A 14,098-nucleotide genomic window follows, 5' to 3' on the forward strand; every position below is an offset into this window, starting at 1 on the left:
CCCGTCCCCGGCCGGGGACGGGAGCCGTGACGTGCAGGGACCGCCGGGATGGGTCGGGGGCGGTGTCGCGTTGCCGGGCTCAGCCCTGCGGCTCGGTGACCGCTTGTTCGAGGATCGGGGCCGGGCCGGCGGTCGTCTTCTTCGCGGCGCGGAAACCGCGTCGCTGGGTGCGCCGGTCGAGCCAGCCCGCCAGCATGGTGATCAGCGAGTTGATCACGATGTAGATCGCGGCCACCACGATCGCCGCCGCCACCACGTTGCCGTAGTTGGCCGAGAGGTCGTTGACGCCGCGCTGGAGCAGCTCGGGGAAGGCCACGATGTAGCCGAGCGCGGTGTCCTTGAGCAGCACGACCAACTGGCTGACGATCACCGGCAGCATCGCCCGGGCGGCCTGCGGCACCAGGATGAGCCGCATGACCTGGCTCTTGCGCATGCCCACCGCGTAGGCGGCCTCGGCCTGGCCCCTCGGGATCGAGCGGATGCCGGCGCGGAACGCCTCGGCGAGCACGGACCCGTTGTACAGGGTGAGGCCCACGACCACGGACCAGAACGCCGAGACGGGAGCCTGGATGAGGAACGGCACGCCGTAGAAGATGAAGAAGATCAGCAGCAGCAGCGGCACGGCCCGGAAGAACTCCACCACGACGCCGGACGGCACCCTGATCCACCAGCGGTCGGAGAGCCGCCCGACGGCGAAGACGATGCCGAAGGCGAGCGACAGGACCATTCCGGTGGCTGCGGCGAGCAGGGTCTGCCGCAGGCCGGGGATGATGAACTGGGTCCAGGTGTCCGGCTCGGCGAACGGCTGCCAGAGCCGGCCTTCCCACTGCCCGGCCTCGGCGAACTTGCGGTAGACCCACCAGAGCAGGGCGACGAGGCCGACGCCGAAGGCGACGCTGAGCACCGCGTTGCGGATGCGGGCGCGCGGCCCTGGGTGGTCGTACAGGACCGTGCTGCTCATCAGCGCTTCACCGCCATTCGGTTGGCCAGCCAGCCGAAGAAGTAGCCGGTGGGAATCAGGAGCGCGGCGAAGGTGCCGGCGAACACCAGGAAGATCGGGATGACCGCGTCCCCGTTGCTGTTGATCAGGTCCTTCATCACGCTCGACGCCTCGATGAGGCCGATGGTGCCGACGATCGTCGCGTTCTTGCACAGCGCGATCAGCACGCTGCCCAGCGGCGCCACCACCGCCCGCCCGGCCTGGGGCAGGATCACGATCCGCAGCGTCTGGAAGAAGGTCAGCCCGATCGCCCGGGCCGCCTCGGCCTGACCGGCGGGGACGGTGTTGATGCCGGAGCGCACCGCCTCGCAGACGAACGCGGCCGTGTAGACCGACAGGCCCACGACGCCCAGCCAGTAGTTGTTCAGGTCCAGTTCGTCGGAGAGGCTGAGCCCCAGCGTGGAGAAGAGCCCGAAGTAGCAGAAGAAGATGATCAGCGTCAGCGGTGTGTTGCGGAAGATGTTGACCCAGGCGGCGCCCACGCCGCGCAGCACCGGCACGGGGGAGACCCGGAACGCGGCGAGCAGCACGCCCAGCGCCAGCGCGAAGAACGCCGACGCGCCGGTCAGCTTGAGGATCCACAGGAAGCCCGACACGTACGCGTCGAGGTTGGTCTGATCAGCGAACACGTGCATTCGTCGACTCCCGGGGCAGGTCGTCCGCGTCGTGACGGTCCGGGGCCGGCACGACGAGGGTGCCGGCCCCGGACTCTGTCAGACGCTGCCGCAGTTGGTCAGCTTGGTGGTGTCGAGCTCGGGCGCGGCCTTGCCGCTCTTGCCCAGGGTCGAGTCCCAGGCGGCCTTGTACGAGCCGTCCGAGGCGGCGGCCTTGAGGATCTCGTTGACCTTCTCGCAGCCGTCCTTGTCGTCCTTCTTCAGGCCGATTCCGTAGGGCTCGCTGGAGAAGGGCTTGCCGACCACCTTGAACTTGCCGGCGTACTGCTCCTGCGCGGCGTAGCCAGCCAGGATGATGTCGTCGGTGGTCACCGCGTCCACCTGGCCGTTCTGCAACAGCGGCAGGCACTTCGAGTACGAGTCGAACTGCTGGAGCTTGGCCTTCGGGTGCTCGGTCTGGATCCGCTTGGCCGGCGTCGAGCCGGTCACTGAGCAGACGGTCTTGCCGTCCAGCCCCTCCGGCCCCGCGATCGTGGAGTCCGCCTTGACCAGCAGGTCCTGCCCGGCGATGAAGTACGGCCCGGCAAAGCTGATCTTCTGCTTGCGCTCGTCGTTGATCGTGTACGTCGCCACGACCAGGTCGACGGTGCCCTGCTGGATGAAGGGCTCGCGGTTGTTGGAAACGGTGGTCTTCCACTCGATGCTGTCGGCCTCGACGCCCAGGCCCTTGGCGATGATCTTGGCGATCTCGACGTCGAAGCCCTCGTAGGTGCTGCCGGTCTGGAGGCCCAGGCCGGGCTGGTCCGCCTTGACGCCGATCACCAGCTTCTTCTGGTTCTGCGCCTTGCCGATGATGCCCTTGGCGCCCGAACCGCCGGCCTCGCCGTCGCTGTCGCCGCCGCAGGCGGCCATGCCGAACGACAGGGCGGCGGCCATGGCGACCGCCGCCACGCGCTTCATACGCATACTTCTCTCCTTCTTCGACGGAGCCCGCCGGGGGACGACGCGCTCCACGGACGGACGCCTAGTGCGTCAGGATCTTCGACAGGAAGTCCTTGGCGCGCTCGCTGCGCGGGTTGGCGAAGAACTCGGCCGGGGGAGCGTCCTCGACGAGTTGGCCGTCGGCCATGAAGATGACCCGGTTGGCCGCGTGCCGGGCGAAGCCCATCTCGTGGGTGACCACGACCATGGTCATGCCGTCGCGGGCCAGGGAGGTCATCACCTCCAGCACCTCGCCGACCATCTCCGGGTCGAGCGCGCTGGTCGGCTCGTCGAAGAGCATCGCCTTGGGCTGCATCGCCAGCGCGCGGGCGATCGCGGCCCGCTGCTGCTGGCCGCCGGAGAGCTGGGCGGGATACTTGTCGGCCTGGTTGGCGATGCCGACCCGGTCCAGCAGGGCCAGCCCGCGCTCGCGCGCGGCGGCCGGCTTCTCCTTGCGGACCTTGACGGGGCCGAGCGTGACGTTCTCCAGGATCGTCTTGTGCGCGAAGAGGTTGAACGACTGGAACACCATGCCGACCTCGCTGCGCAGCCGGGCCAGCGCCCTGCCCTCGGCGGGCAGCGGGGTGCCGTCGAAGGTGATCGTGCCGGAGCTGATCGGCTCCAGCCGGTTGATCGCCCGGCACAGCGTCGACTTGCCCGAGCCCGACGGGCCGATCACGACGACGACCTCGCCCCGGCCGACCGAGAGCGAGACGTCCTGCAGCACGTGCAGCGGCCCGAAGTGCTTGTTGACCCCGTCCAGCACGATGAGCGGTTCGCCCGTCGTCACGTCGTCCACCGTCCCTGTCGTCACGTACGTCCGAGTCGGATGACCCCCGGTCCGGCCACTGTAGGCGGGTCGACATGGCGGATCGCCACTCATCTGGTCACGGTGCGGTAACACCGGTAACGATCCGCACCGGGAGTCAGGTATCCGTCCCCGACCGGCCCGTCCGGGTGGCGGCGGGGCCGGCTGGAAGCGATCATGAGGGGATGACCGAGCCGGTGCGACTGACCGACTACGCCCGTGGCGGCGGCTGCGCGTGCAAGATCCCGCCCGGCGAGCTGGAGGCGATGGTCGCCGGCCTCGGCCCGTCCGCCGGCGCGGCCGAGCTGCTGGTCGGCCTGGAGAACGGCGACGACGCCGCGGTGGTCCGCCTCGACGAGCGCACCGGCCTGGTCAGCACCGCCGACTTCTTCACCCCGGTCGTCGACGACGCCTACGACTGGGGCCGCATCGCCGCCGCCAACGCGCTCTCCGACGTGTACGCCATGGGCGGCACCCCGCTCGTCGCGCTCAACCTGCTCTGCTGGCCCCGCGAGCGGCTGCCGCTGGAGCTGGCCCGGGAGGTGCTGCGCGGCGGTCAGGACGTGGCCCGGGAGGCCGGCTGCCACCTGGCCGGCGGGCACAGCGTCGACGACGACGGCCCGAAGTACGGGCTGGCGGTCACCGGCGTGGTCCGGCCCGACGAGCTGATCACCCTCGACGCCGGGCGGGCCGGGCTGCCGCTGTCGCTGACCAAGCCGCTCGGCGTCGGGGTGCTCAACACCCGGCACAAGGCCACCGGCGAGCGGTTCGCCGAGGCGGTCGCCTCGATGGCGGCGCTGAACCGGGACGCCGCGCGGGCGGCGGTCGCCGCCGGCGTCCGGTGCGGCACCGACGTGACCGGGTTCGGGCTGCTCGGGCACGCCTCCAAGCTGGCCCGGGCGAGCCGGCTCACGGTGGCGATCGACGCGGCCCGGGTGCCCTACCTGCCGGGCGCGCGGGAGGCGCTGCGCGACGGGTACGTCAGCGGCGGCACCCGGCGCAACCTGGACTGGGTGACGCCCTGGACCGACTTCGGCGGCGTCGACGAGGCGGAGCGGCTGCTGCTGGCCGACGCGCAGACCTCGGGCGGGCTGCTGGTCGCCGGGGAGCTGCCGGGGGCCCCGGTGGTCGGGGAGCTGCTGCCGCGCGGCGAGCACCTGCTGGTCGTGCGCTGATCTCGGCTCGCCCGCGCGGCCTGCGGGCTTCCCGGCCTGCGCACCATAGCCGATAAACTGTCGTCTTTCCGCCACTGTCCGCGACCGCGGCGTAGGAAATTTTGCCCGGAATGGTCACAGACCGGTAACTTGCCCCCGGCTGCGGTCAAATGCCCCCCACCATCGTCAGTAAGGCCCGATCCGGAGGCCGGTGGGACGAACGCAGCGAGGAGGCGGCGTGACCGAGCTGTGGAACTGGAGAATCGACGGGGCACCCCCGGTGGAGGTGTACCCGGCGCTGGCCGAGGCCCTGGGGCGGGTGGTGATGCCGCTCGCGGTGGCCGACCCGGCCCGGCTGCCGACGTACGCGGTGATCTGCGACGTCTGGGAGGCGCCGGGGGTGTTCGGCACCATGGTGGACTGCTACGGGGTGCCCGAGAGCCTGACGGAGCTGCCCTGCGTCGCCGCGCTGGCCCGGCTGCTCGGCCGCAACTGCGTGCTGCGCGACGACACCCTCGACGCCGGCCGGCATCTGCTGGTCGCGCCGGACGGCACGATCCGGCCGGTGCACTTCGACGTGCGGGAGACCGACGACGGCGAGGTGCTCAGCGGCCAGCGGCTGTGCACCGTGGCCCACCCCGGCTGCCGGGGCTGGTCGCGCTGCCACCGGTCGAGGTGGGCCCCGGACTCGGTCTTCCCGGCCCTCGCCGCGGCCTGACCGCCCGGGGCCGGCCGGCCCGGTGCCCCGGGCGCTGCCCCGGCGGCCCCGGCCCGGTCCGGTCCGGCTCGGCCCCTGTGCGGCTCGGCCCCGGCCCAGCCCCGGCTCGGCCCTGTGCGGCTCGGCCCCGGCCCAGCCCCGGCCCAGCCCCGGCCCAGCCCCGGCCCAGCCCCGGCCCGGTCCCGGCCCGGTCCCGTGGCTCGCCCGGCCCGGTCCGGCCCCGGTGGCCCGGGCACGGCGCTTGCCGGCCCGGGACCGCGGCAGCCCCGGCTCAGCCCTCGGCGGCCGGGCGCTGCGGGGTGCCGCCGCGCACCACGAGCTGGTCCAGCAGCGTCGCGGTGGCCTCGGCGACGGCGGCCACGGCCGCGTCGAACGCCGCCGCGTTGTGCGCGGCCGGCGCGCGGAACCCGGAGATCTTCCGGACGTACTGCAACGCCGCCGCCTCGATGTCGGCCCGGCTCACCTCCGGCACGTACGGCTCACGCAGGGTCTTGATGCTGCGGCACACGGCTCCTCCTCGTTCGGGTTCTGTCGGCTCGTGCGGATACGCTGTGCGGGTCATGACTACCGCAGCCGCGGGCAGCCCGCGCACCTACCAGGTGCGCACGTACGGCTGCCAGATGAACGTGCACGACTCCGAGCGCATTTCCGGCCTGCTGGAACAGGCGGGTTACGTGCGCGCCGTCGAGGCCGACGGCGAGCCCGACGTGGTGGTGTTCAACACCTGCGCCGTCCGGGAGAACGCCGACAACCGGCTCTACGGCAACCTGGGTCACCTGCGCCCCGTGAAGGACAAGCACCCCGGGATGCAGATCGCCGTCGGTGGCTGTCTCGCCCAGAAGGACCGCGGCGACATCGTCCGCAAGGCGCCCTGGGTGGACGTGGTGTTCGGCACGCACAACATCGGGTCGCTGCCGGCGCTGCTGGAGCGGGCCCGGCACAACGCCGCCGCCGAGGTGGAGATCCTGGAGTCGCTCGACGTCTTCCCGTCGACGCTGCCGACCCGGCGCGAGTCGACGTACGCCGGCTGGGTGTCGATCTCGGTCGGCTGCAACAACACCTGCACGTTCTGCATCGTGCCGTCCCTGCGCGGCAAGGAGAAGGACCGCCGCCCGGGCGACGTCCTCGCCGAGGTCCGCGCCCTGGTCGACTCGGGCGTGCTGGAGGTGACCCTGCTCGGGCAGAACGTCAACTCCTACGGCGTCGAGTTCGGCGACCGCTACGCGTTCGGCAAGCTGCTGCGCGCCTGCGGCGAGATCGACGGGCTGGAGCGGGTCCGGTTCACCAGCCCGCATCCGAAGGACTTCACCGACGACGTGATCGCCGCGATGGCCGAGACCCCGAACGTCTGCCACTCGCTGCACATGCCGTTGCAGTCCGGCTCCGACGACGTGCTGAAGGCGATGCGCCGGTCCTACCGGTCGGAGAAGTACCTGGGGATCATCGAGCGGGTCCGGGCGGCGATGCCCGACGCGGCGATCACCACCGACATCATCGTCGGCTTCCCCGGCGAGACCGAGGCCGACTTCCAGCGCACCCTGGACGTGGTCCGCGAGGCCCGGTTCGCCTCGGCGTTCACGTTCCAGTATTCCAAGCGCCCCGGCACGCCGGCCGCGACGATGCCCGACCAGCTGCCCAAGCAGGTGGTGCAGGAGCGCTACGAGCGGCTGATCGCGACGGTGGAGGAGATCACCTGGGCGGAGAACCGCAAGTTGGTGGGGCAGCCCGTCGAGGTGCTGGTCGCCGTCGGCGAGGGGCGCAAGGACGAGCGCACGGGCCGGATGTCGGGCCGGGCCCGCGACGGCCGCCTGGTCCACTTCGCGACTGGCGGGCACGGCGCGACGGGCGCGAACGGCGGGCACGGCGCGACGGGCGTGAACGGCCAGCACGGCGAGGCCGGGTCGCTCGCCGGGCGGATCCGCCCCGGCGACATCGTGCACACCACGGTCACCTACGCCGCCCCGCACCACCTCAACGCCGACGGGGCGCCGCTGGCGCACCGGCGCACCCGGGCCGGCGACGCCGCCGAGGCCGGCCGCGCCCCGCGTACCCCCGGGGTGTTGCTCGGGCTGCCCACGGTCGGCGCGCCGGCCGCGACGCCCGCGCCGGCGACCGGCTGCGCGACGCACTGACGCGATCGGGGCCCGCCGCGCCGGCGGGCCCCGACCAGGTCGCGCGGGGTCAGACCGAGATCCGGCCCGCGCCCGCGCCGCCCGTGACGATCGACTTGACGCTGCTCGCGCTGTCGAGGGTGTACGAGTACGGGATGCTCTTCACGCTGCCGCCGGCCTGGCCGCTGCCGGAGCTGACGAAGTAGTTGTTCCGGGCGACCAGGGTGCCGGGCCCGGAGCTGCCCTCGCCGAGGTGGAACGGGTCGCTGACGCTCTCGAAGTAGTTGCCCTCGACGAGCACGCCGGCGCTCATGGTGGAGGCCACGCCGTAGCCGCTGTTGCGGTAGTAGTAGTTGTTGTAGACGTGCACCGGGTTGCCGAAGCGGACCCGGGGGTGCCGCTGGGTGCTCGCGTCGAACCAGTTGTGGTGGTAGGTCACCCGCAGGTGGCCGGTGTCCTGGCTGGCGTTGTCGTCGCTGTGGCCGAGCAGCATCGACTTGTCGTGGCTGTAGACCCGGTTCCACGACACGGTGACGAAGTCCGAGCCGCGCTTGATGTCGACCGCGCCGTCGTAGCCGCCGGTGAAGGTGTTGTGGTCGACCCAGATGTTGGTCGCCGACTCCTGCACGTTGATCGCGTCGTCGTTCCAGCTCTTGAACGTGATGTTGCGGATGATCACGTTGCGGTCGCCGCTGATGTTGAAGCCGCAGCCGCTGATGGTCGCGCCCGGGTTGCCGAGGATGGTCTTGTTGGACCGGACCCGCAGCATGCCGGTGCAGGAGATGGTGCCGGAGACCCGGATCACCGCCGCGCTGCTGGACCCGACGGCGGTGGTCAGCGCGGAGGCGCTGGTGACCGTGGTGGTCGCGGCGCTGCCGCCGCCCGTGGTGCCCCCGTTCTGGGTGGCCCAGCCGACCAGGTCGGTGGGTCCGGCCGAGGCCGGGGCGGTGGCGACGGTGAGGGCTCCGGCGACGAGGGCGGAGGCGGTGGCGGCTGCGGCGAGCAGCGTGGTGCGACGTCGTGCCGTGATGCGCATGTGCTTCCCTTCGGTGGTCGCGGGGGCGCGGACCGATCGGCCGATCGCTGACGCCGGTGCCCGGTCGTGGCGTCTGGGTCGGCCGGAGACGGTGGTCCGGGTCCCCGCCGGTGTGGACTGTCCTGGGGTGAGAAGCGGCTCCCGTGCTGGCGTGCCGACTACTCAGGCAAGCGCTTTCCCGATGTAAACACAGATATCGATCGATGTAAACCCTTGCGCCGACCGTCCCGACCTGTACGAAGAACAGCGGCCGGCACCCGGGTCGGGTGCCGGCCGCCGTCATCGGTGGCGCGCAGCGTCAGCAGGCGACGCCGTTCAGCTTGACCGTGCCGGGCGTCGCGGCGGACCCGTTGGCGGTGAAGCCGACGGTCACCGACGCGCCCGCCGCGAGCGAGGCGGACCAGGCCGGCGCAGCGGCCGTCACCGTCGTGCCGGACTGGGTCACGGTGGCGTTCCAGCCGCTGACCAGCGTGACCCCGGCCGGCCAGTTCCAGGTCACCGACCACGGGTTGACCGCCGACGAGCCGCCGTTCTTCACGGTGAGCTCGCCCTGGAAGCCGCCCGCCCACGAGCTGACCTGCTGGTAGGTGGCGGTGCAGCCGCCGGCCGGCGGCGGCGTGGTGGTCGGCGGCGGGGTGGAGGTCGGCGTGGGCGTGGGGGTGCCGGTCGGCGTCCCCGTCGGGCTTCCGGTCGGCGTCGGATCGGTCCCGCCACCCACCGGCGCGATCAGGTACGGCTGGAGGATCGCCTGCTTCGCCGTGTTGACGTTGGTCCAGTCGTCCAGCGCGATGCCGCCGGTGTCACCCGAGTTGGGGTTCCACGACCAGTAGGTGAACGACATGCCGTTGACCCCGGTGCCGGTGTACGCCATCAGGTTCTCCAGCCACACCTTGTCGCGCGGGTCGGCCAGGGTGCTGCCGAACTCGCCCATCATGATCGGGGCGATGTTCTGCTTGTAGAGGTATCCCCAGTACTTGTCCCAGATCGCCGGCAGGTTCGCCGGGTAGTCCGGCGCCTTGAACCAGTTCTGCTCGTAGACGCTGGTGGCGTACTCGTGCGGGGAGTAGACCAGCCGGTTCGCCACGTTCAGCCGGACGGGGAACTGCCCGGCCTTGGAGAGGTTGCCGCCCCACCAGCCGCAGTCCTCGTCGTTGCTCGGGTCGTTGTCCCAGACGTTCGACAGGCCGCCGCTGGGGCAGCTCACCCCCTCGACGAAGATCAGCCAGTTCGGCTGCACCCCGAGGATCGCGTTGCCGGCCCGTTCGGCCGCCAGCCGCCAGTCCCGCGTCGTGTCCCCGCAGCCCCAGCAGGCGCCGGTGGCCGCCGGGTTGGTGCCCTCGGCGTGCGGCTCGTTGTGCAGGTCCGCCCCGATGACCGTCGGGTTGTTCGCGTACCGCTGGGCCAGCATCTTCCAGTCGTTGATCCAGGTCGCCTCCGACACGGTCGACGTGTACCACAGCGGCGACTGCCCGGCCGCGGTCGGCCGGTGCCGGTCCAGGATGACCCGCATCCCCTTGCTGCCCGCGTAGGCGATGACCTTGTCGAGGATCTGCAACGGCGACAGCCCCACCAGGTCGGGGTTCACGAAGTCGTTGATGCCGCTCGCCGTCGCCCCCGGCTTCAACGCGTCGTTCGAGTACGGGATGCGCAGCGTGTTGTAGCCGAGGCGGGCCATCGTGTCGAGCTGGCCGCGCCACGGGTTGTTCGACCACAGGCCGTGGAAGGTCTTGTTGTCGGTCTCCATGCCGAACCAGTTGATGCCGGTCAGGCGGACCGTCGCGCCGGTGCTGTCGACGATCTTGCTGCCGTTGGTGTGCAGGTAGCCGGTGCCGGTGCCGCCGGTGGCGGCGGCTGCCGGCGCGGTGCCGACGGCGGCGGCGACGAGGACGCCGGCCGCGGCGGTGGCGAGCGCGGTGAGCGCGCCGCCGAGGGCGGTGGATCTGTGCATGCGGACTCCACTTCGGATGCCCGCCGCCGCATACGACGGCGCGGGCGGAAACCAGGGGGAGGGCCGTCGCCCGGTGCCCGCAGGTCGGCGTGCCGACGGCGCGCCGACCGGGGCGGCAGCCTGCCGACCGGTGACGACGATGTGCCGACCGGGAACGCGGAATGCGGATGTGGCGACGACGCGTACGCGACCACTCGCGGTGGACCGGCGACTCCCGACGGCGGTGCCGCCGTCGGTGCCCTCGCGCCGGTGCTGCTGCCTGGCTCCGCCGATGATTGTCATCAGGTTGCCTCGACGCGTCAACCTGGCCGGGCGCGCCGGTCGGATCGCCCGAAGGTCGGTGCCCGCCGCACGATCGTGGATCGAGTGGCATCCGGGCGGCGGCGATGCCACTCGATCCACGATCGAGCACGATCTCGGCGCGGGGCGCGGGGCGCGGGGCGGGAGGAGAGGCATCCGGAACCCCGGACAGCCGGAAGCCCCCGGCCCGCGTGGGGGCCGGGGGCTTCCGGGACGGTCAGCTCAGCCGGCCTGCTCCGCGAGCTGGAGGAACTGCCGCTTCGACGCGAGCGCCTGCTCGGCCTCCTTGATCCGCCGGTTGTCCCCGGCGGCCTGGGCCCGGGCCAGCCGCTCCTCGGCCTCGGCCACCTGCGCGCGCATCTGGGCCAGCAGCGGGTTGTCCTCCTTGGTGGTCCGCCGCCACGCCGAGTCCATCACCTCGCGGACCTTGTCGTCGACGACCCGCAGCCGCCGCTCCAGCCCGGCGGCGGCCTCCCGCGGCACCCGGCCGGCCTCGTGCCACTGCGCCTGGATCTCGCGCAGCTTGGCCTGGGCGCCCTTCGGGTCGGCGTCGACGTCGAGCGCCTCCGCCTCGGCGAGCAGCGCCTGCTTGCGCTCCAGGTTGGCCCGCTGCTCGTTGTCCCGCGCCGAGAACACCTCGCTGCGCCGGGTGAAGAACGCGTCCTGGGCCGCCCGGAACCGTTCCCAGAGCTTCTGCTCGGCCTCCTTGGCGGCGCGCGGGGCGGCCTTCCACTGGGTCATCAGGTCCTTGAGCTGGTTGGCCGTGGCCGCCCAGTCGGTGGAGTCCCGCAGCTTCTCGGCCTCGGCGACCAGGTCCTCCTTGACCTGCTGCGCCTGCTTGCGCTGCGAGTCGAGGGAGGCGAAGTGGGCGCCCCGGCGGCGGGTGAAGCCGTCCCGGGCGGCGGCGAACCGCTTCCACAGCTCGCCGTCGGCCTTCTTGTCGACGCCCCGGATGGTCTTCCACTCGTCGAGGATCTCCTTGAGCCGGTCCCCGGCGGTCTTCCAGCCGGTCGACTCGGCCGCCAGCTTCTCGGCCTCCTCCACGAGGGCGGTCTTGCGCGCCAGGGCCTCGCCCCGGGCGGCCTCCCGCGCGGCGCGCGCCTCGCCCGCCTTCTCCTCGGCGACCGTGGCAAGCTTGTCCAGCCGCGCCGTCAGGGCGTCGATGTCGCCGACGACGTGCGCCTCGGCCAGCCCGGCGCGGATCCGGCGGATCGTGGTCAACGAGTGTCCGGCGTCCGCCGCGCCCGAGTTGAGCCGTGCCTCGGTCAGGTCCACCTCGGTGACCAGGTCCGCGAAGCGGCGGGCGAAGTGGGCCAGTCCCTCCTCCGGAGCGCCCGCCTGCCAGGATCCGACCACCCGCTCGCCCTCGGCGGTCTTGACGTAAACGGTGCCGTCCGCGTCCACCCGTCCGAAGGCCGTCCAGTCGCTCATGTGCCCATCCTCGTTCTCCCGGCGTCGACGGGCCAGGGCCCGCGAGCGCCGCCACGGCGCAGCAAACTTACTCCCGGCATTGTCACAGGTCCGCCCCCGTCCGCGTCGAGCGCCTGTCGTCGACCGTGACCATACGGTGTCCTAGCCCCCCGATGACCGGATCGGCGCGGGGACGCACCGGTGGGTCCCGCTACGGTGAACGGGTGCCCCTGGTCGCCGCCGCCGTCTGCCCCCACCCGCCCCTGATCGTGCCCGAGCTGGCCGGCGCCGCCGCCGCTGAGCTGGCCGAACTCCGCCGCGCCGCCGACGCCGCCGTGGCCCGGCTGTTGGCCTGCGCCCCCGACGGGCTGGTGCTGCTGGGCACCGGGCCGGCGACCGGATGGATCGCGCCGCCGGCCGTCGGGTCCTTCCGGCCCTGGGGGGTGGACCTGTCCGTCCCGCTGCCGACCGGGCCGGGCGACGACCGGTTGCCGCCGGGGCCGGGCGACAGCCGGTTGCCGGCCGGGCCGGGGGAGGCCGCCCCGTTCCCGCCGCCCGCCGCCCGGGCCGCCGGCGGCTTCCCGGCGACGACGGATGCGCCCACCCTCCCGCTGAGCCTGGCCGTGGGCGCGTGGCTGCTCGCCCGGCACCGGGTCGGGGCGCCGGTCGACGCCGCCCAGGTGGCCGCCGCGGCGAGTCCCGCCGAGCTGGCCGAGCTGGCCGGGCAGGTGCACCGGCGTCGCCCCCGGGTGGCGCTGCTGGTGCTCGGCGACGGCTCCGCGTGCCACGGCACGAAGGCCCCCGGCTACGCCGACCCGCTCGCGGGAGCGTACGACGACGGGGTCGCCCGGGCCCTGGCCGACGCGGACGCCGAGGCGCTGCTCGGCCTCGACCCGGCCCTGTCGACGCGGCTGAAGGTCGCCGGGCGCGGGTCCTGGCAGGTGCTGGCCGGCGCGGCCCGGGCGGCGGGCGGCGACTGGCGCGGCGACCTGACCTACCACGACGCGCCCTACGGCGTCGCCTACTTCGTGGCCACCTGGGAGCCGGCGTGACCGCGACCGGGCCCGCCGGGTGCGACGCCGACGCCGGCAGCGCCGGGCCCGCCGGGCGCGGCACCGTCGTCGCCGTCGTCGGGCCCACCGCCGCCGGCAAGTCCGCGCTGAGCATCGCCCTCGCCCACGCCCTCGGCGGCGAGGTGGTCAACGCCGACTCGATGCAGCTCTACCGGGGCATGGACGTCGGCACGGCGAAGCTCACCCCCGCCGAGCGGGACGGGGTGCCGCACCACCTGCTCGACATCTGGCCGGTGACCGAGCCGGCCAGCGTCGCGGAATACCAGCGGCTGGCCCGCGCGGCGGTCGACGACATCCTGGCCCGGGGCCGGGTGCCGCTGCTGGTCGGCGGCTCCGGGCTGTACGTGCGGGCGGTGCTGGAACGGTTCGAGTTCCCCGGCACCGACCCGCAGCTGCGCGCCCGGCTGGAGGCGGAGCTGGCGGCCGTCGGCCCCGCCCCCCTGCACGCCCGGCTGCGCGCGGCCGACCCGGCGGCGGCCGAGGGCATCCTGCCCGGCAACGGCCGGCGGATCGTCCGCGCCCTGGAGGTCATCGAGCTGACCGGGGCCCCGTTCACGGCGGCGCTGCCCGAACCCACCCCGTACTACCCGTCGGTGCAGCTCGGCGTCGACCTGGACACCGCGGCGCTCGACGAGCGGATCGCGTTGCGGGTGGACCGGATGTGGGCCGACGGCCTGGTCGACGAGGTCCGGGGCCTGCTCGACCGGGGCCTGCCGGAGGGCCGCACGGCCAGCCGGGCGCTCGGCTACCAGCAGGTGCTGCGCTTCCTCGCCGGCGAGCTGACCGAGGCCGAGGCGCACGACGAGACGATCCGGGCCACCCGGCGGTTCGTCCGCCGGCAGCGCTCCTGGTTCCGCCGCGACCCACGGATCCACTGGCTGGACTCCGCCGACCCGGGGCTGGCCGAGGCGGCGCTGCGTCTCGTCGGGGCGGCTGCGCGATGAT

13 protein-coding genes are annotated in these 14,098 nt (G+C 73.1%); 5 read left to right on the forward strand and 8 right to left on the reverse strand.

Annotated elements, in window-relative coordinates:
* Positions 1-79: 79 nt before the first annotated feature.
* The 4 genes from O7633_RS29015 to O7633_RS29030 form a co-directional block, all read right to left on the reverse strand.
* Positions 80-964: an amino acid ABC transporter permease gene (locus O7633_RS29015; RefSeq protein ID WP_348776347.1), complete on the reverse strand. Its 885-nt coding sequence runs from the start codon at positions 962-964 to the stop codon at positions 80-82.
* Positions 961-1,635 (reverse strand): amino acid ABC transporter permease, encoded by a 675-nt coding sequence (locus tag O7633_RS29020; RefSeq protein ID WP_282324661.1) that lies wholly within the window; start codon positions 1,633-1,635, stop codon positions 961-963. Before O7633_RS29020 ends, O7633_RS29015 begins: the two co-directional genes overlap by 4 nt.
* 78 nt (positions 1,636-1,713) lie before the next feature.
* A complete protein-coding gene (locus O7633_RS29025; RefSeq protein ID WP_282324662.1) occupies positions 1,714-2,580 on the reverse strand; it encodes a glutamate ABC transporter substrate-binding protein in 867 nt (288 codons plus the stop codon).
* 58 nt (positions 2,581-2,638) lie between these two features.
* Positions 2,639-3,394 (reverse strand): amino acid ABC transporter ATP-binding protein, encoded by a 756-nt coding sequence (locus O7633_RS29030; RefSeq protein WP_074473945.1) that lies wholly within the window; start codon positions 3,392-3,394, stop codon positions 2,639-2,641.
* 194 nt (positions 3,395-3,588) lie between these two features.
* On the opposite strand from O7633_RS29030, the gene selD reads away from it, so the two are divergent.
* Both selD and O7633_RS29040 read left to right on the forward strand, forming a co-directional pair.
* Positions 3,589-4,578, forward strand: a complete 990-nt coding sequence (gene selD, locus O7633_RS29035) for a selenide, water dikinase SelD (RefSeq protein ID WP_278133126.1) — start codon at positions 3,589-3,591, stop codon at positions 4,576-4,578.
* Positions 4,579-4,795: 217 nt separating this feature from the next.
* On the forward strand, positions 4,796-5,275 hold the full coding sequence (locus O7633_RS29040; RefSeq protein WP_074473947.1) for a hypothetical protein: 480 nt from the start codon (positions 4,796-4,798) through the stop codon (positions 5,273-5,275).
* 271 nt (positions 5,276-5,546) lie between these two features.
* Here O7633_RS29040 and O7633_RS29045 read toward each other — a convergent pair whose 3' ends face one another.
* Complete coding sequence (locus O7633_RS29045; RefSeq protein WP_074473948.1) at positions 5,547-5,783, reverse strand: DUF2277 family protein; 237 nt, start codon at positions 5,781-5,783, stop codon at positions 5,547-5,549.
* Positions 5,784-5,835: 52 nt separating this feature from the next.
* On the opposite strand from O7633_RS29045, the gene miaB reads away from it, so the two are divergent.
* Positions 5,836-7,407 (forward strand): tRNA (N6-isopentenyl adenosine(37)-C2)-methylthiotransferase MiaB, encoded by a 1,572-nt coding sequence (miaB, locus tag O7633_RS29050; RefSeq protein WP_282324663.1) that lies wholly within the window; start codon positions 5,836-5,838, stop codon positions 7,405-7,407.
* A 49-nt stretch (positions 7,408-7,456) separates the two neighbouring features.
* On the opposite strand, the gene O7633_RS29055 is transcribed toward miaB, so the two are convergent.
* The 3 genes from O7633_RS29055 to O7633_RS29065 all read right to left on the reverse strand — a co-directional run bounded on the left by O7633_RS29055 (position 7,457) and on the right by O7633_RS29065 (position 12,101).
* The gene (locus tag O7633_RS29055) at positions 7,457-8,422 is read right to left on the reverse strand and encodes a right-handed parallel beta-helix repeat-containing protein (protein ID WP_282324664.1); all 966 of its coding nucleotides are present in this window, start codon (positions 8,420-8,422) and stop codon (positions 7,457-7,459) included.
* Between the two features lie 298 nt (positions 8,423-8,720).
* Positions 8,721-10,370 carry a cellulase family glycosylhydrolase gene (locus tag O7633_RS29060; protein ID WP_178063909.1) on the reverse strand — a complete coding sequence of 550 codons (1,650 nt, stop codon included), beginning with the start codon at positions 10,368-10,370 and terminating at the stop codon, positions 8,721-8,723.
* A 522-nt stretch (positions 10,371-10,892) separates the two neighbouring features.
* A complete protein-coding gene (locus O7633_RS29065) occupies positions 10,893-12,101 on the reverse strand; it encodes a DUF349 domain-containing protein (protein WP_282324665.1) in 1,209 nt (402 codons plus the stop codon).
* Positions 12,102-12,253: 152 nt separating this feature from the next.
* Between O7633_RS29065 and O7633_RS29070 the strand changes: the two genes are divergently transcribed.
* Complete coding sequence (locus tag O7633_RS29070; RefSeq protein WP_282324666.1) at positions 12,254-13,132, forward strand: hypothetical protein; 879 nt, start codon at positions 12,254-12,256, stop codon at positions 13,130-13,132.
* Complete coding sequence (gene miaA / locus O7633_RS29075; RefSeq protein ID WP_282324667.1) at positions 13,129-14,097, forward strand: tRNA (adenosine(37)-N6)-dimethylallyltransferase MiaA; 969 nt, start codon at positions 13,129-13,131, stop codon at positions 14,095-14,097. The genes O7633_RS29070 and miaA overlap by 4 nt, the downstream gene beginning before the upstream one ends.
* The last annotated feature ends 1 nt before the right edge of the window (position 14,098 follow it).

The sequence above is a fragment of the Micromonospora sp. WMMD712 genome, from assembly GCF_029581295.1.
GTDB classification, from domain to species: Bacteria; Actinomycetota; Actinomycetes; order Mycobacteriales; family Micromonosporaceae; genus Micromonospora; species Micromonospora carbonacea.

Coding starts and splice junctions, on each gene's coding strand:
- O7633_RS29020 (WP_282324661.1), bottom strand. CDS start 1,635: ATGCACGTGTTCGCTGATCAGACCAACCTCGACGCGTACGTGTCGGGC.
- O7633_RS29025 (WP_282324662.1), bottom strand. CDS start 2,580: ATGCGTATGAAGCGCGTGGCGGCGGTCGCCATGGCCGCCGCCCTGTCG.
- selD (WP_278133126.1), top strand. CDS start 3,589: ATGACCGAGCCGGTGCGACTGACCGACTACGCCCGTGGCGGCGGCTGC.
- miaB (WP_282324663.1), top strand. CDS start 5,836: ATGACTACCGCAGCCGCGGGCAGCCCGCGCACCTACCAGGTGCGCACG.
- O7633_RS29055 (WP_282324664.1), bottom strand. CDS start 8,422: ATGCGCATCACGGCACGACGTCGCACCACGCTGCTCGCCGCAGCCGCC.
- O7633_RS29060 (WP_178063909.1), bottom strand. CDS start 10,370: ATGCACAGATCCACCGCCCTCGGCGGCGCGCTCACCGCGCTCGCCACC.
- O7633_RS29065 (WP_282324665.1), bottom strand. CDS start 12,101: ATGAGCGACTGGACGGCCTTCGGACGGGTGGACGCGGACGGCACCGTT.
- O7633_RS29070 (WP_282324666.1), top strand. CDS start 12,254: ATGACCGGATCGGCGCGGGGACGCACCGGTGGGTCCCGCTACGGTGAA.